Origin of the sequence: Stenotrophomonas testudinis (assembly GCF_024499815.1) — a bacterium.
Classification (GTDB): domain Bacteria; phylum Pseudomonadota; class Gammaproteobacteria; order Xanthomonadales; family Xanthomonadaceae; genus Stenotrophomonas.
This window is the reverse complement of sequence record NZ_JAMOKY010000003.1, coordinates 82,503-96,974: the sequence shown is the minus strand read 5'-3', so window position 1 is coordinate 96,974 and position 14,472 is coordinate 82,503. Positions and strand designations below refer to the sequence as shown.

The window sequence follows — 14,472 nt, the reverse complement described above, 5'->3', positions numbered from 1 at the left end:
TGGGATCGCTGGCCGTGGAACGGGTGTGACGCCCTGAGTATACCGATGTGGACCGGTTCTACGAGGCATGTTCTACGGGGGGGGGGCGTGGAACATTCCCCGGGGCCGGCCGTGCGGACAGGGGCCCGCAAAAACAAAACGGGCACCCTTGCGGGCGCCCGTTCTGGTGACACCAGGCCTTTCGGCTTGGAATCAGGCCTTTTCGGCTTCAACCACAACCTTCACGGTGGTTTCGACGTCGGCGTGCAGGTGCACCAGGACGTCGTACTCACCGATGTTGCGGAAGGCGCCTTCGCCCAGGATGACTTCGCTCTTGTTCAGCTCGAAGCCGGCAGCGGTGAAGGCATCAGCGATTTCGCGGGCGCCGACCGAGCCGTACAGCTTGCCTTCGGTCGAAGCGTTGGCGGCGATGGTCACGCTCGCGCCTTCCAGCTTGGCCTTGCGGGCGTCAGCATCGGCGTGGATGGCCTGGGCCTTGGCTTCGTATTCGGCGCGCTTGGCTTCGAACTCGGCCTTGTTGCTCTCGGTGGCCGGGACGGCCTTGCCCTGCGGCACGAGGAAGTTACGGCCGTAGCCCGGCTTCACGTCGACCAGGTCGCCCAGGTTGCCGAGGTTGGTGACTTTCTGCAGGAGGATCAGCTGCATGGTATTGCTCCAGATAAGTTATTCGTTAGCGAGGCGATACCCCGCAACAAAGGCTGTCCGAATAGCTGGCACAGCGGGGGCGGCACCGGGACGCCCCGCCGGGCATCAGACGTCGTGGTTGTCGGTGTACGGGATCAGGGCCAGGAAGCGAGCGCGCTTGACGGCGGTCGCCAGCTGACGCTGGTACTTCGACTTGGTACCGGTGACGCGGCTCGGCACGATCTTGCCGTTCTCGGTCAGGTACTGGCGCAGGGTGTTGAGATCCTTGTAATCGATCTCCTTGACACCTTCAGCCGTGAACTTGCAGAACTTGCGGCGACGGAAGAACTTGGACATGGGAAGGCTCCTTAGGCGGCAGAAGCGGCGTCGTCGCCGGCTTCGTTGTCAGCGGTGGTGGTGGACTCGCCTTCTTCGTCGTCACGACGACGGCGCTCACCGCGCTCCGGCTTGTCACCCTTCTCGTCCTTGCTCTTCATGATCAGCGACTGCTCGGTGTCAGCCTCGTCACGCTTGATGACCAGGTTGCGCAGCACGGCGTCGTTGAAGCGGAAGCTTTCGGTCAGTTCGTTCAGAACGGCCTGGTCGGCTTCGATGTTCAGCAGCACGTAGTGCGCCTTCACCAGGTTCTGGATCGGGTACGCCAGCTGGCGGCGGCCCCAGTCTTCCAGACGGTGGATGGTGCCGTTGCCGTTCTCGACCAGCGACTTGTAGCGCTCGATCATGGCCGGGACCTGCTCGCTCTGGTCCGGGTGGACCATGAACACGATTTCGTAATGACGACTCATGTTTTTTCTACCTTTCGGATGTGGCCTTGCGGCCGGACAGCCCCCCGCCGTGGATACCGCGGTGGGGCAAGGGTTCCCGCCAGGAAGGCAGGAAGCCGCGCATTATGGCGCAGATGGGGGTGCCGGGCAACCGGCCGGGGCCGGCGAAGCTGAACCCGGCAGCGCCGGGTCATGCCCGGCGGCGGCAGGACCAGGCTCAGGCCTTGTCGGCGTCGGTGGTGAAGCTCTCGCCGCAGCCGCATTCAGCGGTGGCGTTCGGGTTGCTGAACGTAAAGGTCTCGCTCAGGCCGTGCTTGCCGAAGTCGATCACTGTCCCGTCCACCAAGGCCAGGCTCTTGGCGTCGACGTAGATCTTCACGCCCTCCTGGTCGAACACGGTGTCGCCCTCGCGCTCGTCACGGGCCAGGTCGGTCACGTGGCCCCAGCCGGAGCAGCCGGTCTTGGTCACGCCGAAGCGCAGGCCCAGGGCGCCGGGGGTCTGGGCAACAAAGCGCTGCACGCGCTCGAAGGCGATGGGGGTCAGGCTGACGGCCATAAGGCTCACTCCAGGGGTACGGGGACATTATAAGGAGCCAGGGTCGCGAAAAATGCCTCGCAAGCAGAACGCTGCAACCGGTAAACTCCCGTGTTCACAGATCGAGTCGATCAGCAGAGGATTCAAGTCATGACGGTGGTCAGCGTTGAACATGCGCTTGCCGGGAAGATCCCGGAAGGCGGCGAAGTCACGGTACGCGGATGGGTGCGCACGGTGCGCGGTTCAGCAAATCTGGCCTTCGTCAATGTGAGCGACGGTTCCTGCTTCGCTCCGATCCAGGTCGTGGCCAACGACACGCTGGCCAATTTCGACGAGATCAAGCGTCTGACCAGCGGCTGCTCGGTCATCGCCACCGGCACCCTGGTGAAGTCGCAGGGCAAGGGCCAGTCGTTCGAGATCCAGGCCAGCGCGCTGGAAGTGGTCGGCTGGGTCGAAGACCCGCTCACCTACCCGATCCAGCCCAAGCCGATGTCGCCGGAGTTCCTGCGTGAAGTGGCGCACCTGCGCCCGCGCACCAACCTGTTCGGCGCGGTCACCCGCATCCGCAACTGCCTCGCCCAGGCCGTGCACCGTTTCTTCCACGAGAACGGCTTCAACTGGATCAGCACCCCGATCATCACCACCTCCGACGCCGAAGGCGCCGGCCAGATGTTCCGCGTGTCCACCCTGGACATGGTGAACCTGCCGCGCGACGAGAAGGGCGCGATCGACTTCAGCCGCGACTTCTTCGGCAAGGAAACCTTCCTGACCGTGTCCGGCCAGCTGAACGTCGAGGCCTACTGCCTGGCGCTGAGCAAGGTCTACACCTTCGGCCCGACCTTCCGCGCCGAGAACAGCCATACCACCCGCCACCTGGCGGAGTTCTGGATGATCGAGCCGGAAATCGCCTTCGCCGACCTGGCCGAAGACGCACGCCTGGCCGAAGAGTTCCTGAAGTACCTGTTCCGTGCCGTGCTGAACGAGCGCGGTGACGACCTGGCTTTCATTGCCGAGCGCGTGGACAAGAACGCGATCACCAAGCTGGAAGACTTCATCAACGCACCGTTCGAGCGCATCGACTACACCGATGCGGTCAGCCTGCTGCAGAAGTCGGGCAAGAAGTTCGACTTCCCGGTCGAATGGGGCCTGGACCTGCAGACCGAGCACGAGCGCTGGCTGACCGAGGAACACGTCGGCCGCCCGGTGGTGGTGACCAACTACCCCGAGCACATCAAGGCCTTCTACATGCGCCTGAATGACGACGGCAGGACCGTCGCCGCGATGGACGTGCTGGCCCCGGGCATCGGCGAGATCATCGGCGGCAGCCAGCGCGAAGAGCGCCTGGACGTGCTGGACGCACGCATGGCCCAGTTCGGCCTGGATCGCGAACACTACAGCTGGTACCGCGATTTCCGCCGCTACGGCTCGGTGCCGCACGCCGGCTTCGGCCTCGGCTTCGAGCGCCTGGTGGTCTACGTCTGCGGCCTGTCCAACATCCGCGATGCGATCCCCTACCCGCGTGCCCCGGGCAGCGCGGACTTCTAAGCTAATCCATACGACCACGGAGGTACTGCCCCCATGACCCTGTTCTTCGCCCTCTGTTTCGTCGGCGTCGCAGTGGCCGGGTTCAGTGCCTTCGTGATCTTCTGGCCATTGACCCTGGTGCACGTGCGCGACCGCCATCCGGCGCTCGCGGCGCGCTTCGGCAATGGCGCCTTCCTCAAGCCCGATGCCCTGGCCTGGCTGCTGCGCCGCGATTACCGCCAGCAGCCGGACCGTTCGCTGTCCGGGCTGGCGACGCCGGCCTGGGTATCGCTGCTGACCCTGCTGGCCGGACTGGGCATGGCCGCCCTGCTCTGGCTGGTCTCGCTCTGGTAACACATACATGAACGACAACAACGACGCACGTGACAGCTGGTGGCTGGCCAGCCTCGGCAACACCCTGATCTGGGCCCGCCTGCGCGTGCGCCCGGCCGGCACCGCCGAAGTGCTCGACAGCGACGGCAATACGCTGAGCTATGACAGCGAGGACACCGCCCGTTCGCAGCTGTTCGACGCCGAGTTCGTCGAGTACGACGGCCTGGACGAAGAAGATGCCCTGGTGCGTGGCTTCAGCCTGCACGAAGTGCAGCCACCGCAGGCCGGCAGCGATGAAGGCCTGCGCGGGCGCATGATCCAGTCGCTCGGCGCGCGCGCCTGAGGCGCAAACCATGTTCACCCCACGCGACTTCGCTGAGACCGACCTGCTCTGGCTCGATCGCCTGCTGGCGCGTGATCCGTTCGTTACCGTGCTCACCACCGGCGCCGACGGCCTGCCCGAACTGACCCGGGTGCCGGTGCTGTACCGGCGCGAGGGCAACCAAGTTGAACTGCGCGGCCACTGGGCCCGCGCCAACCCGCAGTCGCGCCACGACGGCGCGGCCAAGGTGCTGGTCGACGGCCCGCACGGCTATGTGTCGGCCAGCTGGTATCCGGACAAGGAAGCCGCCTCGCGCGTGCCGACCTGGAACTACGCCGCCGCTGAACTGCGCGGCCAGCTGCAGCGCTTAGACGACACCGACGAACTGGCCCAGCTGGTCTCCGACATCGGCGACCGCTTCGAAGCCAGCGTCGGCCAGGACTGGCAGTTCGAGCCGCAGCGTGACGACCACCGTCGCCAGCTGCGCGGCATCATCGGCTTCCGCTTCCAGGTCGAGCAGGTGCAGCTGAAGCTGAAACTGAGCCAGAACCACCCCGAGGCCAACCAGCAGGCGGTGATCGCCGAACTGGAAAAGCTCGACACCCCGCATTTCACCGAGCTGGCGCAGTGGATGCGCTGGCATCGCGCGCAGACCGCCGCCAACGACTGAGCGCATTGTTGCCCGCGACGGCGCGGCCGGATGGCCACGCTCCTCGCCCACCCGACGCCAGGGACCCGAACATGAAAGACATCCATAAGCTGCTGCAGAACAACCGCGACTGGGCCGACCGCATCGAAAAGGAGGATCCCGAGTTCTTCCACCAGCTGGCCAAGCAGCAGCATCCGGAGTACCTGTGGATCGGCTGTTCCGATTCGCGCGTGCCGGCCAACCAGATCATCGGCATGGCACCGGGTGAAGTGTTCGTGCACCGCAACGTGGCGAACGTCGTGGCCCACACCGACCTGAACTGCCTGAGCGTGGTGCAGTACGCGGTTGACCAGCTGAAGGTGAAGCACATCCTGATCGTCGGCCACTACGGCTGCGGCGGCGTGCACGCCTGCCTGCACAACACCCGCGTCGGCCTGGCCGACAACTGGCTGCGCCACGTGGGCGACGTCATGCAGAAGCACACCGCGATCATCGATGCCATCGAGACCGACGAGCTCAGGCACGCCCGCCTGTGCGAACTGAACGTGATCGAGCAGGTCGCCAACCTGTGCCGCTCGACCATCGTTCAGGACGCCTGGGCCCGTGGCCAGAAGCTGATGGTGCACGGCTGGGTGTACAGCCTGAAGGACGGCCGCGTGCGCGAGATGGGCATCGACGTGGGTTCGCAGGAGGAACTGCAGCCGGCCTACGAAAAGGCCCTCTCGTACGTGCCGCGCCAAGGCAAGCGCGACTGACCTTCCGGGGAAACCGACAATGCTCGCCTCGCCGATCAACCTGCACGCTTGGATCGAAGAACACCGCCACCTGCTGAAGCCGCCGGTGGGCAACAAGATGATCGACAACGGTGACTTCATCGTGATGGTGGTGGGCGGGCCGAACTCGCGCACCGACTACCACTACGACGAAGGCCCGGAGTGGTTCTACCAGCTTGAAGGCGAGATGGTGCTGAAGGTGCAGGAAGACGGCGCGGTGCGTGACATCCCGATCCGCGCCGGCGAGATCTTCCTGCTGCCGGCCAAGGTGCCGCATTCGCCGCGGCGCCCGCCCGGCGGCATCGGCCTGGTGGTCGAGCGCAAGCGCCTGCCGCACGAGAAGGACGGCGTGATCTGGCATTGCGAGCGCTGCAACCACAAGCTGCACGAAGAGTATTTCCCGCTGCAGAACATCGAGACCGACCTGCCCAAGGTGTTCGCGCGTTACCAGGCCAGCCTGGAACTGCGCACCTGCAGTGAGTGCGGGCACGTGGACCCGTTGCCGACGCCTGCGGCGGGCTGAGCACCTGCCCCTGTAGAGCCGAGCCCATGCTCGGCTTCGTGGCCCGGCAGCCGAGCATGGGCTCGGCCCTACAGGTTCGGCGGCAGGCACGCCGCCAAGCGCTACACTGGCAGCCCCGTTGCAGCCTGTTGCCCGACCATGTCCGACCTGCTCAGCCGCACCCACGCCATCGCCCTGGACGCCGCCGATCCGCTGCGCCCGCTGCGTAACGAATTCCTGATTCCGCGCCATGGCGGCGGTGAACAGACCTACTTCGTCGGCAACTCGCTGGGCCTGCAGCCGTGTGGCGCGCAGGCCGCCGTGCAGGAAGTGATGAAGCAGTGGGGCGAGCTGGCCGTGGAAGGCCACTTCACCGGCCCCACCCAGTGGCTGTCCTACCACCGCCTGGTCAGCGCACAGCTGGCCCGCGTGGTCGGCGCGCTGCCCAGCGAAGTGGTGGCGATGAACACGCTGAGCGTGAACCTGCACCTGATGATGGTCAGCTTCTACCGCCCCACCACCGAGCGCCCGGTCATCCTGATGGAGGCCGGCGCGTTCCCGACCGACCGCCATGCGGTGGAAGCACAGATCCGTTTCCATGGTTTCGACCCGGCGCAGTGCCTGGTGGAAGTGCAGCCGGACGAAGCCAACGGCACGATCTCGATGGCCGCTATCGAGCGCGCCATCGGCGAGCACGGCGCGCGCCTGGCGCTGGTGCTGTGGCCGGGCGTGCAGTACCGCACCGGCCAGGCCTTCGACCTCGATGCGATCACCCGCCTCGCGCGCCTGCACGGCGCCCGCATCGGCTTCGACCTGGCCCACTCGGTGGGCAACCTGCCGCTGCACCTGCACGATGTCGCGCCGGATTTCGCCGTGTGGTGCCACTACAAGTACCTCAACAGCGGCCCGGGCGCCGTGGCCGGTGCCTTCGTGCACGAACGCCACCACCGCGACACCACCCTGCCGCGTTTTGCCGGCTGGTGGGGCCACGATGAAGCGACCCGCTTCCAGATGGCGCCGCAGTTCACCCCGGCCATCGGTGCCGAAGGCTGGCAGCTGAGCAACCCGCCGATCCTTGGCCTGGCCCCGCTGCGCGCATCGCTGGACCTGTTCGAGCGTGCCGGCATGGAAGCGCTGCGCCGCAAGTCGCTGGCCCTGACCGGCCTGCTCGACGCGCTGGTGCGTGCGCGCCTGCCGCAGGTGCTGGACATCGTCACCCCGTCCGAACCGGAACGCCGCGGCTGCCAGCTCTCCCTGCGCGTGCTCGCCGGCCGCGAGCGTGGCCGCGCCCTGTTCGAACACCTGCGCGCCATCGGCGTGCTCGGTGACTGGCGCGAACCGGACGTGATCCGCATCTCGCCCACCCCGCTCTACAACCGCTACCTGGACGTGCACCATTTCGTCGAGGAAGTGGAAGCCTGGGCCGGCCTCTAAGCCGCCCCCTCCCCTGCTTCTGGACAGTTCGTTGATCGCACACGCATCCCGCTCGTTGAGCATCATCGGTGCCGGCCTGGCCGGTTCCCTGCTGGCCATCCTGCTGTCACGGCAGGGCTGGCGCATCACCCTGTACGAGCGCCGCGGCGACCCGCGCGTGGCCGACTACGAAAGCGGCCGTTCGATCAACCTGGCGCTGGCCGAGCGCGGCCGCAACGCGCTGCGCCAGGCTGGCGTGGAGGACGAGGTGATGGCCCGCGCGGTGATGATGCGCGGGCGCATGGTGCACCCGCGCGAGGGCGAACCGCAGCTGCAGCGCTACGGGCGCGACGACAGCGAAGTGATCTGGTCGATCCACCGCAGCGACCTGAACACCACGCTGCTGGAACTGGCCGAACAGGCCGGTGCCACCGTGCACTTCCACCGCCGCCTGCACACGGTCGATTTCGATGCCGGCTACGCCCGCTTCATCGATGACCGCGACGACAGCCCGCACGACATCCGTTTCGACACGCTGATCGGTGCCGACGGCGCCGGCTCGGCACTGCGCGGTGCAATGAACCGGCGTGCGCCACTGGGTGAGGACATCGCCTTCCTCGACCATTCCTACAAGGAACTGGAAATCCCGCCAGCGGCCGACGGCAGCTTCCGCATCGAGCGCAATGCGCTGCACATCTGGCCGCGCGGCCACTACATGTGCATCGCCCTGCCCAACCACGAAGGCACTTTCACCGTCACGTTGTTCCTGCCGAACAAGGGCGATCCAAGCTTTGCCACGGTCAACACCGGTGCGCAGGCCGAAGCGCTGTTTGCCCGCGAGTTTGCCGATACGCTGCCGCTGATCCCGGACCTGCGCGCGGACTGGGAACAGCATCCGCCCGGCCTGCTCGGCACACTCACCCTTGAGCGCTGGCACCAGGCCGGTCGCGCCGTGCTGATCGGCGATGCCGCGCACGCGATGGTGCCTTTCCACGGCCAGGGCATGAACTGCGCCTTCGAGGACTGCGTGGCGCTGGCGCGGCACCTGCACGACGCCGATGACCTGGAAGGCGCCTTCGCCGCCTTCGAGGCCGAGCGCAAGCCGAACGCGCGCGCGATCCAGCAGATGGCGCTGGAGAACTATCTGGAGATGCGCGACCGCGTGGCCGACCCGGCCTTCCTGCTGCAGCGCGAGCTGGAACAGGAACTGCAGCGGCGCTGGCCGACGCGCTTCGTGCCCCACTACACCATGGTCACCTTCCTGCACACGCCGTATGCCGAAGCGCTGCGCCGCACGGAGATCCAGCGCGACCTGCTGGTGGCGGCCACCGCCGGTCATGATTCACTGGACAACATCGACTGGGCCACGCTGGAAGCGCAGATTCACGCGCAGCTGCCGGTCCTGGAGGGCGCACACTGATGGCCGACAGCTTCCTGTTCTACGATCTCGAAACCTTCGGCCAGGACCCGCGCCGCACCCGCATCGCCCAGTTCGCGGCGATGCGCACCGATGCCGATCTCAACGTGATCGACACGCCGGTCAGCTTCTTCGTGCGCCCGGCCGATGACCTGGTGCCTTCGCCGATGGCCACCCTGGTGACCGGCATCACCCCGCAGCAGGCCATGGCCGAGGGCATCAGCGAAGCCGAAGCCTTCGACCGCATCAACGAGCAGCTGTCGCGCCCCGGCACCTGCGCACTCGGTTACAACACCCTGCGTTTCGACGACGAGTTCATCCGCTACGGGCTGTTCCGCAACTTCTACGATCCCTACGAGCGCGAGTGGCGCAACGGCAACTCCCGCTGGGACCTGCTGGACATGCTGCGGATGATGCGAGCGCTGCGCCCGGACGGCATCCAGTGGCCGCTGCGCGAGGATGGCGCCACCTCCTTCAAGCTGGAGCACCTGGCCGAAGCCAACGGCGTGCGCGAAGGCGATGCGCACGAGGCGTTGTCGGACGTGCGCGCCACCATCGGCATGGCGCGGCTGTTCAAGCAGTCGCAGCCGCGGCTGTGGGAGTACGCGCTGAAGCTGCGCGACAAGCGTTTCGTCGGCAGCCTGCTGGATGTGGCCGCGATGAACCCGGTGCTGCACATTTCCATGCGCTACCCGGCCAGCCGCCTTTGCGCCGCGCCGGTGCTGCCGCTGGCGGTGCACCCGACCATCAACAACCGGGTGATCGTGTTCGATCTGGAAGGCGAGACCGACGACCTGCTGGAGCTGCCGGCCGACGTGATCGCGCAGCGCCTGTACATGCGCGCCAGCGAACTGCCCGAGGGCGTGGCACGCGTGCCGCTGAAGGAAGTGCATCTGAACAAGGTGCCGGCGCTGGTGGCCTGGAACCATCTGCGCGCCGACGACCACGCCCGTCTGGGCCTGGACGTGGCGGCGATCGAGGCCAAGGCCGCGCGCCTGCGCGAAGTTGCCGCGCAGCTGGCCGAGAAGGCCCGCCAGGTCTTCAACCAGCCGCGGCCGGCCAGCGTGTCCGACGTGGATGCATCGCTGTATGACGGTTTCCTCGGCGCCGGCGACAAGCCGCTGCTGGCCCTGGCCCGCACCAGTGCGCCGCAGCAGCTGGCCGCGCTGGAAGGCCGCTTCCGCGACCCTCGCCTGCCCGAGCTGCTGTTCCGCTACCGCGCACGCAACCATCCCGACAGCCTCGCACCGGCTGAACGCGAGCGCTGGCAGGATTACCGCCGCCAGCGCCTGCTCGGTGAGAACGGCCTGGGCGAACTGAACCTGCCCCAGTACCAGCAGCAGATCGAGGCGCTGGCCGCCGAAGCGCCCGATGACGCGCGCCGGACCGGCCTGCTGCAGTCGCTGCGCGACTGGGGCCACCACCTGCAGGAGACGCTGTGAGCACGTATTTCTCCGACGCCAGTTTCAAGTTCCTGCGCAGCCTGGCGCGGCATAACGACAAGACCTGGTTCAACGACCATCGCAAGCAGTACGAAGACCATGTGCGGCAGCCCTTCCTGCGCCTGCTGGGTGACCTGCAGCCGGCACTGACCGAAGTCAGCGACCATTTCCGTTCGGACACGCGCGGTGTCGGTGGCTCGCTGTTCCGCATCCACCGCGACGCACGCTTTTCCCACGACAAGTCGCCGTACAAGACCTGGCAGGGTGCGCGCCTGTTCCATGAGCGCCGCCGCGAAGTGGCTGCGCCCTCGTTCTACATCCACCTGCAGCCGGGCGAGAGTTTCGTCGGCGCCGGCCTGTGGCACCCCGAGCCGGACACGCAGCGGCGCATCCGCCATTTCATCCTCGACAACCCGGGCAGCTGGAAGGCGGCCGCGCATGCGCCCGCCCTGCGCAAGCGCTTCGATTTCGAGCAGACCGAGAAGCTGGTGCGTCCGCCGCGCGGCTTCCCGGCCGACTTCGAGTTCATCGACGACCTCAAGCACCGCAACTGGGTGATGTGGCGCACGCTGGACGACGACACCATGACCGGCCCGCGCCTGCTCTCCACCTTGGGCAAGGACCTGGCCGCGCTGGGCCCGTTCGTCGATTACCTCTGCGCTGCGCTGGACCTCGAATTCTGATGTCGCAGGAACTGCCCCTGGCCCGGCAGCGACGCCTGCTGGGCCGCACCGGCCTGCAGGTGTCGCCGATCGGCCTGGGCTGTTCCGGCTTCTGGGGCCACCGTCGCTTCGCCGAGAGCGACGCGGCCGCCGTGGTCGAACACGCACTGGCACAGGGCGTGAACCTGCTCGACACCGGCCACAACTATTCGGGCTTCCATGCCGAACCGCGCCTGGGGCGCATCCTGCGCCCACTGCTGGCGCGCGTGCCGCGTGAGTCGCTGGTGGTGTCCAGCAAGGGCGGCACGCTGACCGGCCAGGCCGGCATCAGCGGCGTCGAGCAGCGCGATTTCTCTGCCGCGGCGATCACCGCCAGCTGCGAGGCCTCGCTGCGCAACCTTGGCCTGGAGTATCTGGACATCTACCAGCTGCACGGCGCCAGCGAGCACGACATCAACGATGATCTGCTGGCCGCGCTGCAGCGCCTGCGCGAGCGCGGGCTGGTCCGCCACACGGGCATCAATACCCATTCGGCCAGCACGCTGCGCTGGATGATCGAGCACCCCGAGGCCTTCGACGTGGTGCTGCTGGACTACAACGCCCTGCAGCAGGACCGCGAGCCGCTGATCGACCAGCTGCAGGCGGCGGGCATCGGCGTGCTGGCCGGGACCGTGCTCGCACAGGGCCACCTGCTGCCAGCCCGTCCGCGCATGCCACGGCCGGCCGACGCCTGGTACCTCGCGCGCACATGGCTGAAGCCGAGCAGCCGTGCCCTGATGCACAGCGCCCGCGCGATGCGCCGCGCGGTGGCTTCGGTGCACAGCCAGCACCCGGCGCAGACCGCCTTTGCCTATGTGCTGCAGCACCCCGGCGTGGCCAGCGGCATCCTTGGCACCACCCGCGTCTCCAGTCTGAACCAGGTGCTGCAGACCCACGTGCAGGCGCTGCAGGGCGCCGAGCGGCAGCGGCTGGTGGCGGCCTTCGGCGATGGCAGCGGCTCGCCCAGTCACTGACGCTTAACCCGCGGCGCCCGCAGTTGCGGCAGTCTGGGTGCCATGAAGAAGCTCATCGGCATCCTGCTTGCCCTCGCCCTGGCCGTCGTCGCCTGGTGGTTCAGCGGCCCATACCTGGCCGTGCATGGTCTGTCCAAGGCGATCGAACAGCGCGATACCGCCAAGCTCGAGCGCTACGTCGACTTCCCGCGCGTACGCAGCAGCCTGCGCGCCCAGCTCAACGACTACCTGGTGCGGCAGGCCGGGCCGGACGTGGCGGCCAGCCCGTTTGGCGCGCTGCTGTACGGGCTGGGTGACCAGCTGGGTGGTGCGGCGGTGGACACCATGGTCACGCCGACCGGCATCGGCGCGATGCTGCAGGGCCACGTGCTGTGGAAGCGCGGCCGCAATGAACTGCAGGGCGGCGACGCGTTCGGCGCGACCGAACCGGCGCGGCCGTTGAAGAACGCCGAACATCATTTCGAAGCGCTGGACCGTTTCGTGGTGGACGTCCAGCGCGGCCCGGGCGAACCGCCGATGAGGGTGGTGCTGGAACCCCAGGGCCTGCGCTGGAAGGTGGTGGACCTGCAGCTGGGGATGTCGGGCAGCCCGTAGCTCCATGCCGCTGCGCTCGCGGGCCATGGCCCGGCGCTACCGCTGCGGCCCGCCCCATCCGGTAGCGCCGGGCTCAGCCCTCGTTGGCCACGCCGTGCGGGACGTGGCCGGCGGCCACGTGTTCGCGGGCGCTGTCTATGTTGTGCTGCGAATCATCGAAGAAGATGTCCGCGCCGAAAGCCTGCAGGAACGGGCCCTTGTGGCGGCCACCGAGGAACAGGGCCTCGTCCAGGCGCACGCCCCACTCGCGCAGGGTACGGATCACCCGCTCGTGCGCCGGCGCCGAGCGCGCGGTCACCAGCGCGGTGCGGATCGGGGCGCTGTCGCCGACCGGGAACACCTCCTGCAAGGTATGCAGAGCCGACAGGAAGCCTCGGAACGGACCGCCACTGAGCGGCTCGCGGGCGCGCTCGCGTTCGTGGCGGCCGAACGCTTCAACCCCCTGCTCGCGCGAAATGCGCTCGCTCTCGTCACCGAAGATCACCGCGTCACCATCGAAGGCGATGCGCAGCTGGCCGGCCGGGCGCCCCATGTCGATCTGGTCGGCAGCGGCCGCGGCGGTCTCGCCCGGCGGCTTGGGCAGGATCGTCGCCGCCGCGATGCCATGGCGCAGCGCACTGCGCACCGATTCGGGGTTGGCCGACAGGAACAGGTCGGTGCCGAACGGCTTCACGTAGGGCCAGGTCGGCTCACCGGCGGTGAAGGTCGCGCGGATGATGCCCAGCCCGTAGTGCTGGATCGAATTGAAGATGCGCAGGCCGGTGTCGGCCGAGTTGCGCGACAGCAGGATCACCTCGACACGCGGGTTTTCCGGGCTGGCGCCCTGGTTCAGCGCCAGCAGCTTGCGCACCACCGGAAATGCCACGCCAGGGCCCAGTATGTCGTCCTCGTGCTGGCGCTGGTACTCGGCGTACGCCGCCACGCCATCGCTCTCGAACAGCGCATGGCTTTCTTCCAGATCGAACAGCGCGCGCGAGGTCACCGCGACGGTCAGCAGACGGGGGGAGTTGTCGCCCATCGGTGGGGGTCCTTCAAGCGATCGGCGGGGGCCGGCAGCGTATTGTCGTCAAAAAACGAACTGTTCGCTCAGGATCCGGTCTTCCAGATTGTGTTCCGGGTCGAACAGCAGGGTGACCCGGTGCTCCTTCGACTCGCGGATGGTCACCTCCACCACGTCGCGGGTCTCGTGCGAATCGGCAGTGACGCTGACCGGGCGCTTGTAGGGGTCGAGCACGCGGAAGCGCACTTCGGTGTCGGCCTTGAGGATGGCACCGCGCCAGCGCCGCGGCCGGTACGGGGCCAACGGCGTCAGCGCGATGGTGTGCGAGCCCAGCGGCAGCACCGGGCCGTGCGCCGAATAGTTGTAGGCGGTGCTGCCGGCCGGGGTGGCCACCAGCACGCCATCGCCGATCAGCTCGGCCACCCGCTCCTGACCATTGAGGTCGATGCCGATGTGCGCCGCCTGGCGGGTCTGCCGCAGCAGCGAGACATCGTTGTAGGCCAACGAACCGGTGCTCGCGCCGGACTCGGTCAACGCCACCATTTCCAGCGGCCGCAGGTTGGCCGGCTCGGCGCGGGCGATACGCGCGACCACGTCATCCTCGGCACGGTACTGGTTCATCAGGAAGCCGACGGTGCCCAGTTTCATGCCGAACACCGGCTTGCCCAGGCGGCCGTGCCGGTGCAGCGTCTGCAACATGAAGCCGTCGCCGCCCAGCGGGCACAGCACGTCAGCCTGGTCGGGCGCGTGGTCGCCATAGCGGGAAACCATCGCCGCGCGGGCCATCTGTGCCGCTTCGGTGGTGCTGGCCAGGAAAGCGATGCGGGGGGTGTCGCTCATCGGTGGATCCGGGGGGAAGGCATGAGGGAGAGCATAACCGAGCG

18 protein-coding genes are annotated in these 14,472 nt (G+C 67.5%); 12 read left to right on the top strand and 6 right to left on the bottom strand.

Translation table 11 applies throughout. The features are described from left to right. Positions 1-192 precede the first annotated feature (192 nt). The 4 genes from rplI to NQ204_RS03065 form a co-directional block, all read right to left on the bottom strand. Positions 193-645 (bottom strand): 50S ribosomal protein L9, encoded by a 453-nt coding sequence (gene rplI, locus NQ204_RS03080; RefSeq protein ID WP_079222386.1) that lies wholly within the window; start codon positions 643-645, stop codon positions 193-195. Between the two features lie 105 nt (positions 646-750). Next, positions 751-981 carry a 30S ribosomal protein S18 gene (gene rpsR, locus NQ204_RS03075; protein WP_002804494.1) on the bottom strand — a complete coding sequence of 77 codons (231 nt, stop codon included), beginning with the start codon at positions 979-981 and terminating at the stop codon, positions 751-753. An 11-nt stretch (positions 982-992) separates the two neighbouring features. Beyond that, positions 993-1,430, bottom strand: coding sequence for a 30S ribosomal protein S6 (rpsF, locus tag NQ204_RS03070; RefSeq protein ID WP_049445625.1), 438 nt, complete (start codon positions 1,428-1,430; stop codon positions 993-995). A gap of 196 nt (positions 1,431-1,626) precedes the next feature. Then, positions 1,627-1,965, bottom strand: a complete 339-nt coding sequence (locus tag NQ204_RS03065; RefSeq protein ID WP_108769254.1) for a HesB/IscA family protein — start codon at positions 1,963-1,965, stop codon at positions 1,627-1,629. A gap of 129 nt (positions 1,966-2,094) precedes the next feature. On the opposite strand from NQ204_RS03065, the gene asnS reads away from it, so the two are divergent. The 12 genes from asnS to NQ204_RS03005 all read left to right on the top strand — a co-directional run bounded on the left by asnS (position 2,095) and on the right by NQ204_RS03005 (position 12,588). Further along, on the top strand, positions 2,095-3,489 hold the full coding sequence (gene asnS, locus NQ204_RS03060) for an asparagine--tRNA ligase (RefSeq protein WP_116863291.1): 1,395 nt from the start codon (positions 2,095-2,097) through the stop codon (positions 3,487-3,489). A 33-nt stretch (positions 3,490-3,522) separates the two neighbouring features. After that, a complete protein-coding gene (locus NQ204_RS03055) occupies positions 3,523-3,822 on the top strand; it encodes a hypothetical protein (RefSeq protein WP_108769256.1) in 300 nt (99 codons plus the stop codon). A 7-nt stretch (positions 3,823-3,829) separates the two neighbouring features. Then, a complete protein-coding gene (locus NQ204_RS03050; RefSeq protein WP_108769257.1) occupies positions 3,830-4,144 on the top strand; it encodes a hypothetical protein in 315 nt (104 codons plus the stop codon). A 10-nt stretch (positions 4,145-4,154) separates the two neighbouring features. Next, the gene (locus NQ204_RS03045) at positions 4,155-4,793 is read left to right on the top strand and encodes an FMN-binding negative transcriptional regulator (RefSeq protein WP_116863289.1); all 639 of its coding nucleotides are present in this window, start codon (positions 4,155-4,157) and stop codon (positions 4,791-4,793) included. Between the two features lie 71 nt (positions 4,794-4,864). Further along, positions 4,865-5,527, top strand: a complete 663-nt coding sequence (can, locus tag NQ204_RS03040) for a carbonate dehydratase (RefSeq protein WP_116863288.1) — start codon at positions 4,865-4,867, stop codon at positions 5,525-5,527. A 19-nt stretch (positions 5,528-5,546) separates the two neighbouring features. Next, complete coding sequence (locus NQ204_RS03035) at positions 5,547-6,068, top strand: 3-hydroxyanthranilate 3,4-dioxygenase (protein WP_116863287.1); 522 nt, start codon at positions 5,547-5,549, stop codon at positions 6,066-6,068. A gap of 138 nt (positions 6,069-6,206) precedes the next feature. Beyond that, the gene (gene kynU / locus NQ204_RS03030) at positions 6,207-7,481 is read left to right on the top strand and encodes a kynureninase (RefSeq protein WP_116863286.1); all 1,275 of its coding nucleotides are present in this window, start codon (positions 6,207-6,209) and stop codon (positions 7,479-7,481) included. Positions 7,482-7,512: 31 nt separating this feature from the next. Continuing rightward, positions 7,513-8,880, top strand: coding sequence for an FAD-dependent oxidoreductase (locus NQ204_RS03025; RefSeq protein ID WP_116863285.1), 1,368 nt, complete (start codon positions 7,513-7,515; stop codon positions 8,878-8,880). Then, a complete protein-coding gene (gene sbcB / locus NQ204_RS03020) occupies positions 8,880-10,319 on the top strand; it encodes an exodeoxyribonuclease I (protein ID WP_256643038.1) in 1,440 nt (479 codons plus the stop codon). Before NQ204_RS03025 ends, sbcB begins: the two co-directional genes overlap by 1 nt. Then, positions 10,316-11,002 (top strand): DUF2461 domain-containing protein, encoded by a 687-nt coding sequence (locus NQ204_RS03015; protein WP_256643037.1) that lies wholly within the window; start codon positions 10,316-10,318, stop codon positions 11,000-11,002. The genes sbcB and NQ204_RS03015 overlap by 4 nt, the downstream gene beginning before the upstream one ends. Further along, positions 11,002-11,994 (top strand): aldo/keto reductase, encoded by a 993-nt coding sequence (locus tag NQ204_RS03010; RefSeq protein WP_256643036.1) that lies wholly within the window; start codon positions 11,002-11,004, stop codon positions 11,992-11,994. Before NQ204_RS03015 ends, NQ204_RS03010 begins: the two co-directional genes overlap by 1 nt. 42 nt (positions 11,995-12,036) lie before the next feature. Beyond that, positions 12,037-12,588: a DUF2939 domain-containing protein gene (locus NQ204_RS03005; protein ID WP_256643035.1), complete on the top strand. Its 552-nt coding sequence runs from the start codon at positions 12,037-12,039 to the stop codon at positions 12,586-12,588. Between the two features lie 73 nt (positions 12,589-12,661). Here the strand turns inward: NQ204_RS03005 and NQ204_RS03000 are convergent, their stop codons facing one another. Beyond that, entirely contained in the window at positions 12,662-13,606 is a 945-nt protein-coding gene (locus NQ204_RS03000) for a 5'-nucleotidase (RefSeq protein ID WP_108769267.1), read from the bottom strand. 48 nt (positions 13,607-13,654) lie between these two features. Further along, positions 13,655-14,428: an NAD kinase gene (locus NQ204_RS02995; protein ID WP_116863280.1), complete on the bottom strand. Its 774-nt coding sequence runs from the start codon at positions 14,426-14,428 to the stop codon at positions 13,655-13,657. Positions 14,429-14,472: the final 44 nt, after the last annotated feature.